Source organism: Ruegeria sp. AP12, from assembly GCF_056540025.1.
On sequence record NZ_JBQFVZ010000002.1, the window covers coordinates 519,768 to 534,485 of the forward strand.

Here is a 14,718-nt window from a genome sequence, read left to right on the forward strand (position 1 = left end):
CCAGAATGGTTGGGATTTTCTTTTTCAAAGTGAAAAAGCCGGATTTTGCGTAGGGCCAGGCGACACTATCGTAATTGCGCCTCACCCGGTGCAGCGAAACACCAGCCTCGGCCAATTTGGGTTCGGCTCTGTCCAAACGCGTCCTTACGGGACCGATGGGTGGATAGGCGGTAGCGACGGTTCGCACCCCGATCTGTTGGGCGGCTGCAAGGATCGGTACACTCCAGTCATCGACGGGCTGAGGCCGCATGTCAGAGCTTGCCAGCATGCTGTTCAATGCATCCCTAGCAAATCCGAGCGTCGCCTTACCCATTGGCTGAGGAGACCTGCCAACATCCCCAATACACCTGCCGGTTCGTGCGACATAAGATGTGCGCCGCATAAACGCACGACCTCGTCAACGCGTGTGTAGAGCTGGTCCAAATTAGTTTCGCAGAGCCACGTTTAAAACTGCAAAACGACGGCCAGTGCAGATCCTTCCTTTCAACCACTCGCCCAACTACCTCTCGGAAAAGGACGTCAAAATGAATATGTTTGCCAAGACACCCTGTTTCTCCTCGGCTTTGCTGACCGGCGCTGCGCTGGCCGATCCGTACATGGAAATGAGTATTCCCCTAGAACGGGCACAAACTGCGGCCACAGTCGCATCTCAAAGCTGCGCAGGTATGGGATTTGCCACCACAGTTACGGTCGCAAACCAACGCGCGTAGCCCCGCGTCCAACTGATACGCGAAGGCGCGTTTCCCCACACCGTTCACACCAGCAGCCGCAAAGCAACCACGGCCGCATCACGCCGCGAAGCGTCCTCGGTGATTGAGGCCCAAAATGAGCATGAACCTACGTTAGGTGCTGTCTTCAATTAATTCGGCCTGGTTACCCTCTCAGAGGACATCCCGATCGTTTACGAAGGCGCCGTCATCGGTTGCATCGGAATTGTCGGTTCTCTTGGTGAGGATGCAGATGGCAAGGAATTCGAAGACATCTGCGCCGAAGCAGGTATTGCGGCTATCAGTAAATATCTGAAGCCGTAGTCCAGGCCAATTTGAACTGAGGGGCGTCCCTTGTTGCCCCTTCTCCCTACAACTTCTACAAGGTCTACTTTTGAATTAACCAGAGACTTTAGCGTAGTGTGGGAACAGAGCCGAGACGCCAGCTACATTTGACGATACGCTTTTCTCATAGATCAATCGTCACTTCACAAGCCAAGCCGCCTAAACGTTTCGATGCTCCGAGTTCTAGCTTCGCACCATAAGCAACCAACAAATCCACGGAAATAGACAGGCCCAACCCTGTTCCCGTTACAGAGGTGTCCAACCGACTGCCGGAACGCAGGACCTCATCTCGGGCACTTTCCGGAATACCGGGTCCATCGTCCTCGACGCAAAGTTCGATACCGCTGTCCGTGCGTTTCGCGGTGATTTGGAATGTTGCCCGGCTCCACTTAAGGGCGTTGTCGAGAAGGTTTCCGATCACTTCCTCGATGTCCTGAGGGTCCATTCGGACGCGAAGACCAGCCTCGCAATCCGAGACAAGCGTCTTCCCCTCGCGCTCTGCCATGACCGAGAACAGTCGGGACAGCCGTTCGACCGAATTCGATAGGTCTGTCCTGGAATGCGTCAACTCTCCGGTGTTTGATGCACGCATGCGCGCGAGTGAACGGCTAAGCTGCGCGTCTATTCGGGTCAGGGCCTCTTCCGCGGGCTCGGTATGTGCTCCGGCGTCTGCCAGTTCGGCCAATTCGTTTCGCAATATGGCCGTTGGTGTTTTAAGCGCATGCGCCAGATCCGCCGCCTGCCTTCGCGAACCGGCGACAATTTCGCGATTTCGATGCAGCAATTTATTGAGATCTTCCACCAAGGGGGAAACCTCATCCGGGTAGTCTTTGGGAACCAGGTCATCGCCCTGATCCCAGCGATGGGCCACATCGGCGCGCAATTTCCTGAGCGGGCCGACAATGGCGGACATCAGCAAAAGAGAACCGGCCACGCCGATCAAACCGACCAAGCCGAAGACCGGTAACAAGTTTCTTTGTGCAGCGCTGCGTTCGTTGATCAGTTCGCTTCTGCTTTCGGCGACTGTTACGCCCCACTCCGTCCCGTCTTCGAACGTAATCTTCTGGTAGACGCTGCGAATGGCCTTACCATCCGGGCCCATGGTGTTCCAAACGGTTGTTTCGCCACTTGCGCTTGGAGGTTCGGCAATCGTTTCATCGAAGAGCGAGGCAGACGTATAGATGGCCCCGGCACTGTCCGTTACTTGCCAATAGCGTCCCGAGTAAGGCGTGCCATAGGCCGGGTCGAACACCAATTGTCGCAAGGTTTCAGGGTCATCCGTGGTGGCGCTGAGACCAACGACAAGTTGGGTATGCCGGTCCTGCAACGCTCCGTCGAACTGATCCAGAACGCGCGTATTGATGTAGGAAAACACCACCAACGTACCAACGCCTACCGACAAAGCTCCCGAGGCGATACCACCGAGTAAGGCCCGTTGACGCAACGAGAGCATCAGGTTGGATCGATCATGTAGCCGCGCCCCCTGACGGTGGTGATCAAATCAGAGCCCAGTTTTTTGCGCAGGCGAGTAACGAATACGGCAATCGTGTTGGAATCTCTGTCGCCGTCATATTCGTAGATATGTTCGGACAACTCAGTGCGTGACACCATACGACCTATGTTGTGCGCCAGATATGTCAGAACTGCGATCTCCTGCGCGGTCAAATCGACAGGAATGCCTGCAACACTGACCCGACCGTTTCGTGTATCCAGTGAGACATCCCCCATTTCTATTACAGGGTTCAACTGGCCGCTCTGGCGCCGCAAGATGGCACGAACCCGCGCGGCCAGCTCGGGCATGTGAAACGGCTTTGTCATATAGTCATCCGCGCCGGCATCCAGGCCGTCGACACGTTCGCTCCAGCCGTCCCGGGCAGTCAGGATCAAAACCGGGGTTTTAACGCCCGCGTTGCGCCATTCACGCAGGACCGAGATACCGTCACGCTCGGGCAGGCCAATATCGAGGATGATCATGTCGTACGGTTCAGTCGACCCCAGATGCAGGGCATCCGTACCATTAGTTGCCACGTCGACCACGCGGCCTTCCGCACCCAACAGCTTTTTCACTTGCTCGCAAAGCTGGGGTTCGTCTTCAGCAAGGAGTATTCGCATATCGAGAGACTATAGGTAAAGGGTCGTCAGCTTCACGCTATTTTTTACCGCCGCCTTTTCCGCCACCATTGCCGCCGCCATTACCGTTGCCATTTCCACCGCCGTTGCCGCCCCCGTTTCCGCCGCCATTGCCGCCTCCGTTACCGTTGCCACCGCCATTGCCGCCACCGTTACCATTGCCACCGCTGTTACCGTTGCCACCACCGTTGCTGTTGCCGCCGGCATTGCTGCGACCTGCGCTGTTTCCACGGGTGGCAGAGGCGCTCTGACCATTATTGCTTTTGGATTTGGTTGAATTGCGTGCGGCCTCGGAAATCTCGCGCCCGATACTTGAACGGTTCGAGACGACTGTGCCGGTTTGGGCATTTACGATCACACTGACGATCTTTCCGCCCGGCTTTTTGACCAGAATACGATAGTAAATCTTGTCCGTTTTGAATGCGCGCGCGTCGACTGGCGTTCCACCGAAGGCTTTTTCCACGCCCTTGATGACACGGTTCAGCCGTATTGCGCTGCCGGACAACGTCGCCATGCGCAGTTCAGACTGTTTGAGTTCACGCGCGTCCGCCGCCGCTTGCCCTCCGGACAAGACGGTCAGCAAAGCCACAACCAGAAATAACACTTTGGCTTGCATTACACCCTCAAACACAGTCGACGAAGACTATAAGGCCGGACATGAACCGATGATGAACAAGCAGTTAGCCCTGCGTTCAAGCGACCTCAAGTTTAATGCAGCCCAACTTTGTTGATTCGACCAGGGAACATGCTGCCCGGATACAGCGGCTAAGCTGTGAATGCTGACGGCCGTTGCTGTGAGTTGTGAGGAGATTGAGATGAAAACCACCAATTGCGGACTGCTGAAAGCCTCGACAATCGCAATCGCCTTGCTGGGCTCAACGGCCATTGTCGCCACTGTCGCAACTCCCGATTTTGCCTTTGCCAAGCCAGGCAACGGCAATGGCGGCGGCAATGGCAATGGCGGCGGCAACGGTAATGGTGGTGGCAGCGGCAACGGGGGCGGAAACGGCAACGGCGCTAAGGGCGACAGCGGGGATCGCAGCTCTGCTGGCAATAGCGGTCGCGGGAAAGGGGCCGACAAAAGCCGTGGCGGCAGCAAGGCCGGGAAATCCGGACAGAGTAAAACAAAGTCTCAGTCTGCTCGGTCCGGTCAGAAGAAAGGCGGAGGGTTCTCTCTGAAGGACTTGTTCAAAGGGAAAAGCAAAGCCCGCAAAACAGAATCCACTCGCAAGGGCGCCACGACAACACGTGGAGCGCAAAAGGCCAAGGCGCAAAAAACGGTTCGCGAGACTGTAATTGTGGATGAGTCGAAACGCCCCGTTTCCCGAACCAAAGGCAACCGTCTTGCAGCGCTACTTGGCGCTCATCCCTCGGAACTGGGCGCGCTTAACGCGGCCAATGCTAGCCCAACTGCACTGGCCAATGCCGCACCCAATTCACGGGTTGGCAGAATAGCCAAGTACCGAGACACGGTGCTGGCAGGTGAGCCATTGCGTGAGGAACTGGAAGAACAGTTGGAGGTTCTTGCAGGACTGGAACAACCAGACCGGTCAGTTCAAGAAATCGAGGATGATTTGGAAGCCGCGCTGGGCGACGTTCAAGCCAACCGAGACAAGGTTGAAGAGCTTGAGCAGGCTTTGGAAGACGCGGGTGGTACAGATCCTGACATCGAAGCGCAGCTGGCAGAAGCCCAGGCCGCTTTGGACGACTCGATCGAGGAAGCCCAGGACCTAAATGACGAAAGACAGGCCGCCATTGACTACAATGAAGCTGTCGAAGAGGCAGAGGAACTTGCAGAGCTTGTTGAAGAGCAGGACCTGGCTGAACGTGAAGCCTTGGAAGCAGCCGCCAACAAACCGGTCACCGACGCGGTTGAAGCGCAGGTTAAATCGCTTCTTGGACTATGAACCGAAGCTGATTGCCCATTGTTGACCTCCACTCTTGGACGTCCCGAAAGCCGGGACGGTCAAGGGCCTTTCGACACTTTAAGTGTTGGCTTTCGGCAATCGCGGCGCGCACAAAGAAAACCCCGCCCCAAGATGGGACGGGATTTAGGTACAATTCCGATATTTAGGACGAAATCGAGAATTGTTCGGGGGTCAGCTGACTCGCCTTAGGACGTTTTGGTGAGCCTCGGATAGCCGCTTGTTTTTAATAATCTCTGTCAGTGCATTTTCGACAGGAGGGAAGCGACCATTGCTCGAATTCATCGTGGTTTGCAGACGCTCTTCAACAGATTTACCGGCGGTTAGCATCGCAGCAGCTCTGCTGTCGTCTTCAGTCACAAAGGCAGGCTTGACCATCTTATTCCCCTTGTTTCCACCAAACGAACTAGGTGTCGTTCGATCCAACTCGATCACTATGCCCAAGCTTGGTTGAACGCATTGAGAATACATTGTTCACCTTCGGTTAATGTTGTTTACGAGACAAAAACAAATGAATTGTCTGGCCGCCCGACCCTGCTATTACCCCTCCCGGTTTGACGATTTGGAAGGTCGTTTGGTGAGAATGTCGTGCGAAAAAACCAACGCGGCATAGCACAAGTCGCCATCGACAAGCCATTCTCCGCCTATGGGTTGGCTAAATCCGGACGGAGATCATAACTGGGATATGACGCCAAAGGAGGCAAAAAATGATGAAAACGGCATTGGGATTCGCGGCGACGTTATTCATCGCTCAGACCGCGCCTGTTTCGAGCGCGAGCTTCGACGCTCGTTCTCACAATCTTAAACATATTATCGATATAAACACGGCACTGCAGCCCGTTATGGTGAAATCCAAAGCAAAACATTGCCCACCGGGATTGGCCAAGAAAGCGGTTCCATGCGTACCGCCAGGCCAAGTCAAACGATATCGGGTTGGGGATTACATCTACGATGGGTATGTGCGTATCGACAATCCCAGCCGATATGGACTGCGGCGAAACGGCTATTATGTGCGTGCCGGAGACTATGTGTATCAGGTGAACCGAGAGACGCACGAGGTGTTGAACCTGATAGGTGCCATAGCAGATATTCTTAACTAACTGTCTGCTTCACTGACTAAGTATGCACGGTTGGCCGTCGTTCGGACGCAAACCGAAAACGGAGCAATGGGCTTGAACGGGATATTGGCTCAGCTTTGAGAGTTCTTTGGGGTTCAGATGGTCCAGGGCCCCGCGCTCGGCCAAAATAGTGATCAGATCTGGCCGCCATTGTCGGCTGGAAAGGCGGAGAGCGGATCGGCCTGTTCGGGGCGTCAATCCTGGGGCCAATGATCCTGACGGCAGCCTTGTCACTGGGCGACTTCATTCATACCCGACCGCCTCGCGAGGCCATCCTTGCAGCGCAGTTTTTCATTGGCTGCGGAATTGGTGTGAAATTCGTAGGTGTCACATGGGTCGAACTACGCCGGGTAGTGGCAGCGGGCTTCGCCTATGTCATTGTCCTTGCCGTCCTGGCAGCCGCTTTCACCGCCGTTGTCACCACCTTGGGACTGGGCCAACCTGTCGAGGCGTTTCTGGCCTTCGCGCCCGGTGGGCAGGCAGAGATGACGGTGCTGGCCATCGTCTCGGGCGCGGATTTGGGCTTTGTGATCACCCACCATCTGACAAGGATCGTGTTAGTGATCATTGGTGCGCCCATCGCCGCAAACCTTATTCTGCGTTGGTCCAAACCTCGGGGTTGATCATGTGGATCGGAGCGCCTTCGGCATAGGCGTTCACCTGATCGAAAATATCCGCGAATTGCAGGTCGAACTCATCCTCAGTGACAAAGCCGATATGTGGGGTCGCGATCAGGTTGGGATGTGACAAAAGCGGGTCGGTCGGATCAATCAGTGGCTCGGAATCGAACACATCAATCGCCGCTTTGCCGGGGCGACCGACGTTCAGCGCCTCAAGCAAAGCACCAGGTGCGATCAGCCCGGCTCGCGAGGTGTTCACAAACAGCGCCTCCGGCTGCATCTGTGCGAAATCCGATGCGGTGATGATCCCGCGCGTATCCGGTTTCAAGCGCACATGGACCGAGATAACATCGCTGCTGCCAAAGAACGCTTCACGGCTGGGCGCGACCTGCGCGCCATCCGCCTGCGCACGCGCCCGGCCTTCTACGGATGACCACCAGACCACATTCATCCCAAAGGCCTCGGCATAACTTGCAATGGCGCGAGCAATGCGGCCATAGCCATAGAGCCCCAACTGACGCCCCCTCAGCGTCTTGCCCACGCCCGCCTGCCAGTGCCCTGCTTTGACCGAGGCCATTTGTGCGGGCAAATTCCGCATCCCGGCCATGATTAACGCCCAAGTAAGTTCGGCTGCAGCATAAGACGGCGTCCCGCCATGCATGTTTGAGCACAGCAGCACGTCGTGATCTGTGCAGGCCTCAACATCGACATGAGGATAAACGCTGCGCTGGCTGATCAGTTTCAGGTTTGGTAATTTCTCCAGCAAGGCGCGGGTGACTTTGGTACGTTCGCGGAACAGGACAAGCACCTCTGCGTCCTGCAGTCGTTCGGCCAGAGTGTCAGCGTCTTCGACATGATCCGTCCATACCGTCACCTCATGAGCGGTGAGTTTCTCAAAGCAAGGCAGGCCACGCAGCGTGCCAAACCAGTCATCAAGAATGTGGACCTTCATCGGCTTTCTATACCCTGCTCGGTGTTCAGTTTTCTTGGCGTCGGGACAAAATGCGGTGCGTCAAGGGCGGCCAGAGCGTTTCGGACCCGTTCGCTTTGATCCAGCAGATGGTTGAACTGCTCATCACACCCGGCGATCGGCGTTGGGTATTCTGCCATATCTCGCCGCAAGGCCGCTTGCGCCAGCTTTAGTTCCAGACGCGCGATACCGAGGCATTCCGAATAGTCGACCATCGTGACCTCCTCTTTTGTATACCATGGTATACTTTATGGCTGCCACCTAATCAACTCCCGTCCCAAACAGATTGCGGCACATAAACATGCCCGTCAGCCAACTTGCGCGCAGTTCGAACTAAGCCCGCCGCGTTCACGGTGAAACCTTCGTCGGTAGAGAAATTGACCAGCACGTCTATTTTGCCCGAGGCGTGTTCCAGAACAACTTCGGCTGGGCTTTTAGTGGGGCGATCCAGCAAACCGTCGGCGACGGTTCCGGGCGTCAAAGCACAAGACGCCATGCATTGCGCGCCGGTGACCGCCATGGTCGGGTGGGTTTTCCACGGCATGAAATACCGCACCGCAAGCGTTCCGCACTCTCTGGCCGGAGCAACAAGGCCGAACTTAGGGGTGACCGATTTGGACACATCCCCCATACCCATCCGCTGCCCTGCTTCGATCCTAACGGCCTCCATCCGGTAAAAGAACGCGCGGTTTGCGTCCAGCTCCTTGGCGCTCTCATAGCCCGTCAATCCGAAGTCTGTGGCGCGGGCTATAGCCATCGGCATAGCGACATCCATGCAGGTCAGTTCGACGCCCTGAACTGCATCGCGCAGGTTGCCCGTAGGCAGGAACGCTCCGGTGGCCGAGCCCACCACGCCCATGAAACTCAACTGCACCGGCGCTGAATGACCGGGAACGCCGGCGATCTCCGCATCACCCTCATAGGTCAATTCGCCCCCGGGTGTATTCACCTTGGCCACGACCCGAGCCCCAGTGTTGACGGCCCGAATGCGAACTTCAGTTTCATCGCCCTGCGGTTTGAACAGGCCCATCTCGATAGCCGCAGGGGCAACCCCGGACAGGATGTTGCCGCAAGTCGGTTTGAAATCGACCAGCTTGTCCTCGACCGAGACCTGAGCGAAGAAATAGTCGATATCGGCCCACTCATCCTCACTGACCGACAGCATCGCGACTTTTGTGGTCACCGCCGCGCCGCCGCCGATGCCGTCGATGTTCAGCGACTGCCCGGAACCAAGGGCGGCTATCAGCACCTCGGCCAGCGCGTCCAGATCCTCGGGCAAATCCGAGCGACGGAAATACGGGCCTTTCGACGTGCCGCCACGCATCAGCATATAAGGGATTGCGGTTTGAGTCATTTTGAACCCCTCACTTCAACGGCCAGGGCAGGCTGACCATGTCCTGCAACAGACCCGGCGGGAAATCGCGGTTCAGAGCGCCCGCCATCAGGCACATGAACCCGATGCCGCAGGCGGTCAGGATCAGAGTCATCTGCCAGCTGGACCCGGCGCGGATACGGAGAAAGGCGATCAGGAACCCTATCAGGGCGAGGATGAAGCCCACCACCCACGTGGCCGCGATCAAACTGGCGAACCATGCCAGAGTGGACCACAGACCGTGGGGTGCGCTGGCGTCTTCACCGGCGATTTCCTTGTCGGCAAAGATCGCGTCACCCTCGGGCCGCCGCATCATCTGGATCAGAAGGATCACGCAACAGAACAGCGAGACGCTGCCGATCACCAGCGGGATGATCTTGTCGGTCATATTGTAGTCGGGGATCATGTTGGCGTTGACCAAAGCGACGATCAGATAGGCCATGATCACCAGCAGAAAGATAAGCGGCGCGCGTTTGGTACCGGCCTGAACATCACCCTCGGCCATGATCATCTTGGCCTGCCGGATACCCAGAATGACCGAAACAACCGTGACAACGATCAGGACGATCACGATGGGGCTGAAGACATACTCCATCCCCTCGCCAAAGCTTTTGCGGAACCGGAATGAGGCGATCTGGAACGCCTGATTGGTGAACTTCTCAACCGGGTTCGACAGAACGAAACCGATCAGGAAGGCGGGGCGCGACCAGTCGAAGCGGCGCAGGAAGATGCCGATCAGGCCGATCACGAACAAGGCCAGCAGGTCTTCGAAGTTCTGACCGGACTGGAAGGCCGCAAAGCTGATCAGCATGAACAGGAACGGGGCCAGATAGGTGAAGCGGATCGTGGTCAGCTTGGCGATCCCGCCCGATGCCGCGATGCACAAGATCGTGCCCACGACGTTGGCCAGCGCCAGCAGCCAAACGATTGAATAGGTGATGTCGAGATTGTCTTTCAGCATGCTTGGACCGACCTCGATATCGCCAGACCCCAGCAGGGCCACCGCGCCGATAAAGATCGCCATTGAGCCGGAACCGGGAATGCCAAACAGCAAAGTTGGCACCAGCCCGCCGCCCTCCTTGGCGTTGTTCGAGCTTTCCGGGCCGATGACTCCGCGCACTTCGCCTTTGCCGAAATTGTTCTTGTCCTTGGTGGATTGAACCGAATGGCCGTAGGCAATCCAGTCGACAACCGAGCCGCCGAGGCCGGGTATGACGCCAACAATCACGCCAATGATCGAACAACGCACCGACAGCCATATATTTGCGAACCAGTCTTTGACACCGTCCAGCCAACCGGCGCCCAGTGAGGCCCCTTTGGCAATCGACCGATCTTGACGCAGCAGCGATACGATCTCGGGCACCGCAAAGATTCCCAGGCCAACGATAACCAGCTTCAGGCCGTCCGTCAGATAAGGAATGTCATAAGTCGCCATGCGTAGCGAACCGCCTGCATCCGCCTCACCAATCGTGCCGACCATCAGGCCCAGACCGGCGGCGGCGACTCCTTTCAGCGGGATCCGCCCGGCCAAAATGGCGACCATCGACAGGCCGAGAATTGTGATCATCAACATCTCGGGCAGGCCGAAGGCCAGAACGATGGGCCGCGCGATCAGAATGAACATGGTCAGGAAGGTCGCGCCGACCAGCCCGCCGAAGAGGGACGAGGAAAAAGCCGCCGACAGCGCCCTTGCCGCTTCGCCCTTTTTCGCCATGGGGAAGCCGTCCAGCACGGTCGCCTGCGAGGCCGAGCTGCCGGGGATGCCCATCAGGACGGACGCAAAAGTGTCCGACGTCGGCACCACCGCGACCATCCCGATCATCAGCGCCAGACCAAGGATCGGGTCCATTCCGAACATGAAAGGCAACAGCAGGGACAGACCGGCAATACCGCCAAGCCCCGGAAAGACGCCCACAGCCAGCCCCATGACGACGCCGAGAATGAGATACCCCAGAACGATGGGTTGCAGGATTAAACCCCACGCGTCACCAAGCGCAGGTAGAGCGGTGGCGAAAACCTCCATAGCGGCCGCCTTTCATAAACTGTTTTGTATGTAGAGAAACGCGCGCCCTTGGTTAGGCGCGCGACGACGTGTCAGCTTATTTCAGCTCGACGCCGTAGGCCTCTTTCAGCCAGTTCAGGACGTATTGCTTGGCGTTGTCATCCACATTGGTCGCCGTCTGCAGAGCAGATTTCGAGCCTTCGCCGACAAACACAGGATACTTACCAACGCGCTTGGAAGAAATGTCCGCAAAGTCACCACGCTCGGTCACAGCTTGGAACGCTGCTGTATAGGCATCGACGACCTCTTGCGGCGTGTCACCAGGCAGGAAGGCCAGCTTCTGAACCGGGAAGCCTGCCACGAAGAAGGCTTTCCACGCATCCCAAGCCTCACCACTGGTTTCGCAACCATCTGTGGCCTCGCAAACCTCTTTGAAGGTTGGAATGTCCGGGAATGTCGGGTCGCGCACGATATTGCCATCCGCATCCAACGCGCCCCACGTCATCATCGGAACGGCCTGACCAGCCTCGACCAGCGGGGCCGAGCCGCCCAGATAGCCCGAGGACGTTTGGTAATCGATATTGGCTTCACCACGTTCGAACATCAGGCGGCCATCACCGCGGCCCTTGATGCCAAAGACAGGCTCAACATTCATGCCCAGCATCTGCCAGGCCAGCAGCGGCACAAGGTCTAAACGAGTCGCGCCCTGCGAGCCGTAGATGAAGTTGGTGTCTTTCAGCGCATTGGCAGAACCATCAAACTTGGCTCCATCCTCGGCGTTCAGATAGGCAACGCCACCGGTACCCGACGCCATAACCGGAATCCAATCGTTGTATTCGTAGCGCACACGCGGGTCGCTCAGCAGATAGGGGAATTGTGTTGAACCCGACGTGCCAAACAGCAGGGTGCCATCGTCGTGCTCCTGCTCCTGAAACCAATTCGCGCCCTTGGTCGATCCTGCACCGGGCATGAACTTGACTACCACAGTCGGCTGACCCGGCAGCGCCTCGGACAGAAGCGGGGCAAAGAAGTTGGCCCATTTGGCCGACCCGCCCGTTTCCGAGAACGGAATGACCCATTCGATGGTCTTGCCCGAGAAATCGACCTCGGCAGCGGCAGGTGCGGCGAGTCCGGCGGCGGCAATCAGCCCCACGACGGCGCGACGGGTGAAGTTGGAAATGGCCATTGGTTCCTCCCTGTTGACCAGACAACCACGTCAGCGCCCTCCGCACCACCGTGATTGCAAATAGAACTGTGGGGTTGATTCCCCCTCCCATCTGGCAATCATGGAGCGCCAACCTTGCGCGAAACTTGCAGGAGCCCGAATGCGGATCGTCATCGTCGAGGATAACGAGACCCTCGCCAACGCCATTGCTTACCGCCTGAGGGATCGGGGCCATGCCGCTGATGTGCTGACAGATGGTGTCGCGGCCGATTTGTATCTGGAACAGGAAGGCGCAGACCTGATCGTTCTGGACATCAACCTGCCGGGTCGGTCAGGGCTTGAGATCTTGCGGTCCCTGCGCAACCGGGGCGACAGCGCGCCTGTCATCCTGCTAACCGCACGTACCGAGACCAGCGACCGCGTGTCGGGCCTGGATATGGGCGCCGACGATTACCTGGTGAAGCCCTTCGAAATGGACGAGCTTGAGGCCCGCATCCGCGCGCTGTCCCGTCGCAAGCAACTGGATTATGGCGCGCGCGAGACCATCGGATATCTTGAGTTCGACCGCACCGCCCGGCAGGTGAGCGCAAAGGGCCAAGTTCTCGATGTGCCGCGTCGGGAAATGGCTGTGCTTGAATGCCTGCTGGAACGGCGGGGCAGGATCGTCCCCAAAAGTCAGTTGACCGATTACGTCTACGGCGTGGGCGCCGATGTCGACGATTCAGCCGTCGAGCCACATGTGTCACGACTGCGCAAACGCCTTCAGAACCTTGGCATCCGGATCAAGACCGCCCGTGGCCTTGGATATCTGCTAGAGGTGCTGAAGTGATCCGGCACGGTTCACTCAGGCTCAGGCTTTTCATTCTGATCCTGACGCCATTGGTGCTGCTCGCAATCCTGCTTGGATATTGGCGCTACACCGTGGCCCAGCAAACGGCGCAGGAGCTTTTTGACGACAGCCTGTTGTCCGCCGGTCTGGCCATTTCGCGCGACGTGGCTGTGTCAGAAGGCGATGCCTTGTCGCCCACCACGCGCAGCTTGATCCGCGATGCGTCAGGCGGAGAGATTTTTTATCACGTGACCGGACCCGGCGGAATCTACGTCACCGGATATGCATATCCACCGGCCGCCGCAAACCCGTCAGAGCAGGACGCGTACCAGCCGCAATTTTTCGAAGCAGTTTATCGGGATGAGTCGGTGCGCGTCCTGAAAATGACCGAGCGGGTCACGTTGGACAACTTGGTAGGCGATGCGACAGTGACAGCTTGGCAACGCGTTGCGGACCGCAACGCTTTTGCCAACGAACTGTCGATCCGCGCTGGGATCCTGATGGGTATTCTGCTGGCCACCCTTGCCGTTGTCGTGTGGTTCGGGGTCGCACGCGGGTTGCGCCCCTTGCTGGATTTGCAGGATGCGATCGACCTACGCTCACCTGACGACCTGAGCGAAATCAGACGCCCGGTCCCGGTCGAGGTTCATGGAATTGTTCAGACCTTGAACCGGCTGTTTGGACAGGTCGAGCACAGCATCAACGCCCATCAGGTGTTTATCTCAGAAGCCGCGCATCAGCTGCGAAATCCCGCGGCAGCGGTTCAGTCCATGGCCGAGGCGTTGCGGGACGCAAAAACGGATGAGGACAAGGACAAACGGATTATCGAACTTGTGTCAGCGGCGAAAAACTCCGCCACAGTCGCCGAGCAGCTATTGTCGTTGGAGCGGTTGCGGCAACCTACGCATCAGGATCAGATGGACAAGATTGATTTCCGTGCGGTTGTGGAAGAGGCCTGCGCTGACATGGGCGTTCATATCCTCACAAAAGGGATCGATTTTGAAGTCACATTGCCAGAACCAACAATCTTGGTCTCGGGAGATCGGATCTTCTTGGCAGAGGCTATCAAAAACCTGCTGGACAATGCGCTTAAGCACGGCGGCGCTAAATTGAGGCAAATATCAGTTGTACTGCGTTGTGACGCGAGGAACGTCAAACTAACCGTATCTGATGACGGAACCGGCCTTTCACACGACCAAAGCGAAGCCGTTTTCAGTCGATTTTCGCAGCTGGAATATTCCGAAGGTAGCGGTTTAGGGTTGTCGATTGTCTCAGCTGTCGCGAAGCGTCACGGAGGAGTGGTCGCGATCAACCAAGTCGAAAAAGGAGCAAGCGTTACGATTCAGCTTCCCATAGCCCTGTAGTTTGTTTCAATTTCTGCTCGGAACCCGAAACCTGTCACAATCAAAGAGAGATTTTTCGATTACAGCGAATGACCGGTTTCCGCCAGTTTCATTAGAATAACAACGCGTTCTTGCGCAAACAGTAAAGGCGCAGCCTGCTCCGCTGCACCTGTTTTGGGTCATCGGTATCTG

General features: G+C 57.2%; 14 protein-coding genes and 1 pseudogene. 6 read left to right on the plus strand and 9 right to left on the minus strand.

Annotated elements, in window-relative coordinates:
* Positions 1 to 524: 524 nt before the first annotated feature.
* Complete coding sequence (locus tag ACR0E6_RS10370) at positions 525 to 710, plus strand: hypothetical protein (RefSeq protein ID WP_480582951.1); 186 nt, start codon at positions 525 to 527, stop codon at positions 708 to 710.
* 466 nt (positions 711 to 1,176) lie between these two features.
* On the opposite strand, the gene ACR0E6_RS10375 is transcribed toward ACR0E6_RS10370, so the two are convergent.
* The 3 genes from ACR0E6_RS10375 to ACR0E6_RS10385 form a co-directional block, all read right to left on the minus strand.
* Positions 1,177 to 2,430: a sensor histidine kinase gene (locus ACR0E6_RS10375; RefSeq protein WP_480583159.1), complete on the minus strand. Its 1,254-nt coding sequence runs from the start codon at positions 2,428 to 2,430 to the stop codon at positions 1,177 to 1,179.
* A gap of 74 nt (positions 2,431 to 2,504) precedes the next feature.
* On the minus strand, positions 2,505 to 3,164 hold the full coding sequence (locus ACR0E6_RS10380; RefSeq protein ID WP_480582954.1) for a response regulator transcription factor: 660 nt from the start codon (positions 3,162 to 3,164) through the stop codon (positions 2,505 to 2,507).
* Between the two features lie 37 nt (positions 3,165 to 3,201).
* Entirely contained in the window at positions 3,202 to 3,687 is a 486-nt protein-coding gene (locus ACR0E6_RS10385) for a PepSY domain-containing protein (RefSeq protein WP_480582957.1), read from the minus strand.
* 310 nt (positions 3,688 to 3,997) lie between these two features.
* Between ACR0E6_RS10385 and ACR0E6_RS10390 the strand changes: the two genes are divergently transcribed.
* Positions 3,998 to 5,089, plus strand: a complete 1,092-nt coding sequence (locus tag ACR0E6_RS10390) for a hypothetical protein (RefSeq protein ID WP_480582960.1) — start codon at positions 3,998 to 4,000, stop codon at positions 5,087 to 5,089.
* A gap of 192 nt (positions 5,090 to 5,281) precedes the next feature.
* On the opposite strand, the gene ACR0E6_RS10395 is transcribed toward ACR0E6_RS10390, so the two are convergent.
* A complete protein-coding gene (locus tag ACR0E6_RS10395) occupies positions 5,282 to 5,485 on the minus strand; it encodes a hypothetical protein (RefSeq protein ID WP_480582963.1) in 204 nt (67 codons plus the stop codon).
* 329 nt (positions 5,486 to 5,814) lie between these two features.
* Here ACR0E6_RS10395 and ACR0E6_RS10400 point away from each other — a divergent pair, with 329 nt between their 5' ends.
* The gene (locus tag ACR0E6_RS10400; protein ID WP_480582966.1) at positions 5,815 to 6,207 is read left to right on the plus strand and encodes a hypothetical protein; all 393 of its coding nucleotides are present in this window, start codon (positions 5,815 to 5,817) and stop codon (positions 6,205 to 6,207) included.
* Positions 6,208 to 6,368: 161 nt separating this feature from the next.
* A pseudogene (locus ACR0E6_RS10405) lies at positions 6,369 to 6,848 on the plus strand (AbrB family transcriptional regulator); the annotation flags it as partial.
* On the opposite strand, the gene ACR0E6_RS10410 reads toward ACR0E6_RS10405, so the two are convergent.
* From ACR0E6_RS10410 to ACR0E6_RS10430, 5 genes are all read right to left on the minus strand, one after another.
* A complete protein-coding gene (locus tag ACR0E6_RS10410; RefSeq protein ID WP_170456740.1) occupies positions 6,817 to 7,797 on the minus strand; it encodes a D-2-hydroxyacid dehydrogenase family protein in 981 nt (326 codons plus the stop codon). The pseudogene ACR0E6_RS10405 and the gene ACR0E6_RS10410 sit on opposite strands and share 32 nt — an antisense overlap.
* A complete protein-coding gene (locus ACR0E6_RS10415) occupies positions 7,794 to 8,030 on the minus strand; it encodes a hypothetical protein (protein ID WP_170456743.1) in 237 nt (78 codons plus the stop codon). The genes ACR0E6_RS10410 and ACR0E6_RS10415 overlap by 4 nt, the downstream gene beginning before the upstream one ends.
* A 50-nt stretch (positions 8,031 to 8,080) precedes the next feature.
* A complete protein-coding gene (locus ACR0E6_RS10420; RefSeq protein ID WP_480582969.1) occupies positions 8,081 to 9,169 on the minus strand; it encodes a 4-oxalomesaconate tautomerase in 1,089 nt (362 codons plus the stop codon).
* 10 nt (positions 9,170 to 9,179) lie between these two features.
* Positions 9,180 to 11,210, minus strand: a complete 2,031-nt coding sequence (locus tag ACR0E6_RS10425; protein ID WP_480582972.1) for a tripartite tricarboxylate transporter permease — start codon at positions 11,208 to 11,210, stop codon at positions 9,180 to 9,182.
* A gap of 76 nt (positions 11,211 to 11,286) precedes the next feature.
* Positions 11,287 to 12,375: a tricarboxylate transporter gene (locus ACR0E6_RS10430; protein WP_480582976.1), complete on the minus strand. Its 1,089-nt coding sequence runs from the start codon at positions 12,373 to 12,375 to the stop codon at positions 11,287 to 11,289.
* Positions 12,376 to 12,514: 139 nt separating this feature from the next.
* On the opposite strand from ACR0E6_RS10430, the gene ACR0E6_RS10435 reads away from it, so the two are divergent.
* Positions 12,515 to 13,183, plus strand: coding sequence for a response regulator transcription factor (locus ACR0E6_RS10435; protein ID WP_480582979.1), 669 nt, complete (start codon positions 12,515 to 12,517; stop codon positions 13,181 to 13,183).
* Positions 13,184 to 13,236: 53 nt separating this feature from the next.
* Positions 13,237 to 14,547, plus strand: coding sequence for a sensor histidine kinase (locus ACR0E6_RS10440; RefSeq protein WP_480583162.1), 1,311 nt, complete (start codon positions 13,237 to 13,239; stop codon positions 14,545 to 14,547).
* Positions 14,548 to 14,718 lie beyond the last annotated feature (171 nt).

Bases quoted from the DNA above. Each gene is read 5' to 3' on its own strand.
- ACR0E6_RS10370 (WP_480582951.1), top strand. From the start codon at position 525: ATGAATATGTTTGCCAAGACACCCTGTTTCTCCTCGGCTTTGCTGACC.
- ACR0E6_RS10380 (WP_480582954.1), bottom strand. From the start codon at position 3,164: ATGCGAATACTCCTTGCTGAAGACGAACCCCAGCTTTGCGAGCAAGTG.
- ACR0E6_RS10390 (WP_480582960.1), top strand. From the start codon at position 3,998: ATGAAAACCACCAATTGCGGACTGCTGAAAGCCTCGACAATCGCAATC.
- ACR0E6_RS10395 (WP_480582963.1), bottom strand. From the start codon at position 5,485: ATGGTCAAGCCTGCCTTTGTGACTGAAGACGACAGCAGAGCTGCTGCG.
- ACR0E6_RS10400 (WP_480582966.1), top strand. From the start codon at position 5,815: ATGATGAAAACGGCATTGGGATTCGCGGCGACGTTATTCATCGCTCAG.
- ACR0E6_RS10410 (WP_170456740.1), bottom strand. From the start codon at position 7,797: ATGAAGGTCCACATTCTTGATGACTGGTTTGGCACGCTGCGTGGCCTG.
- ACR0E6_RS10415 (WP_170456743.1), bottom strand. From the start codon at position 8,030: ATGGTCGACTATTCGGAATGCCTCGGTATCGCGCGTCTGGAACTAAAG.
- ACR0E6_RS10420 (WP_480582969.1), bottom strand. From the start codon at position 9,169: ATGACTCAAACCGCAATCCCTTATATGCTGATGCGTGGCGGCACGTCG.
- ACR0E6_RS10425 (WP_480582972.1), bottom strand. From the start codon at position 11,210: ATGGAGGTTTTCGCCACCGCTCTACCTGCGCTTGGTGACGCGTGGGGT.
- ACR0E6_RS10430 (WP_480582976.1), bottom strand. From the start codon at position 12,375: ATGGCCATTTCCAACTTCACCCGTCGCGCCGTCGTGGGGCTGATTGCC.
- ACR0E6_RS10435 (WP_480582979.1), top strand. From the start codon at position 12,515: ATGCGGATCGTCATCGTCGAGGATAACGAGACCCTCGCCAACGCCATT.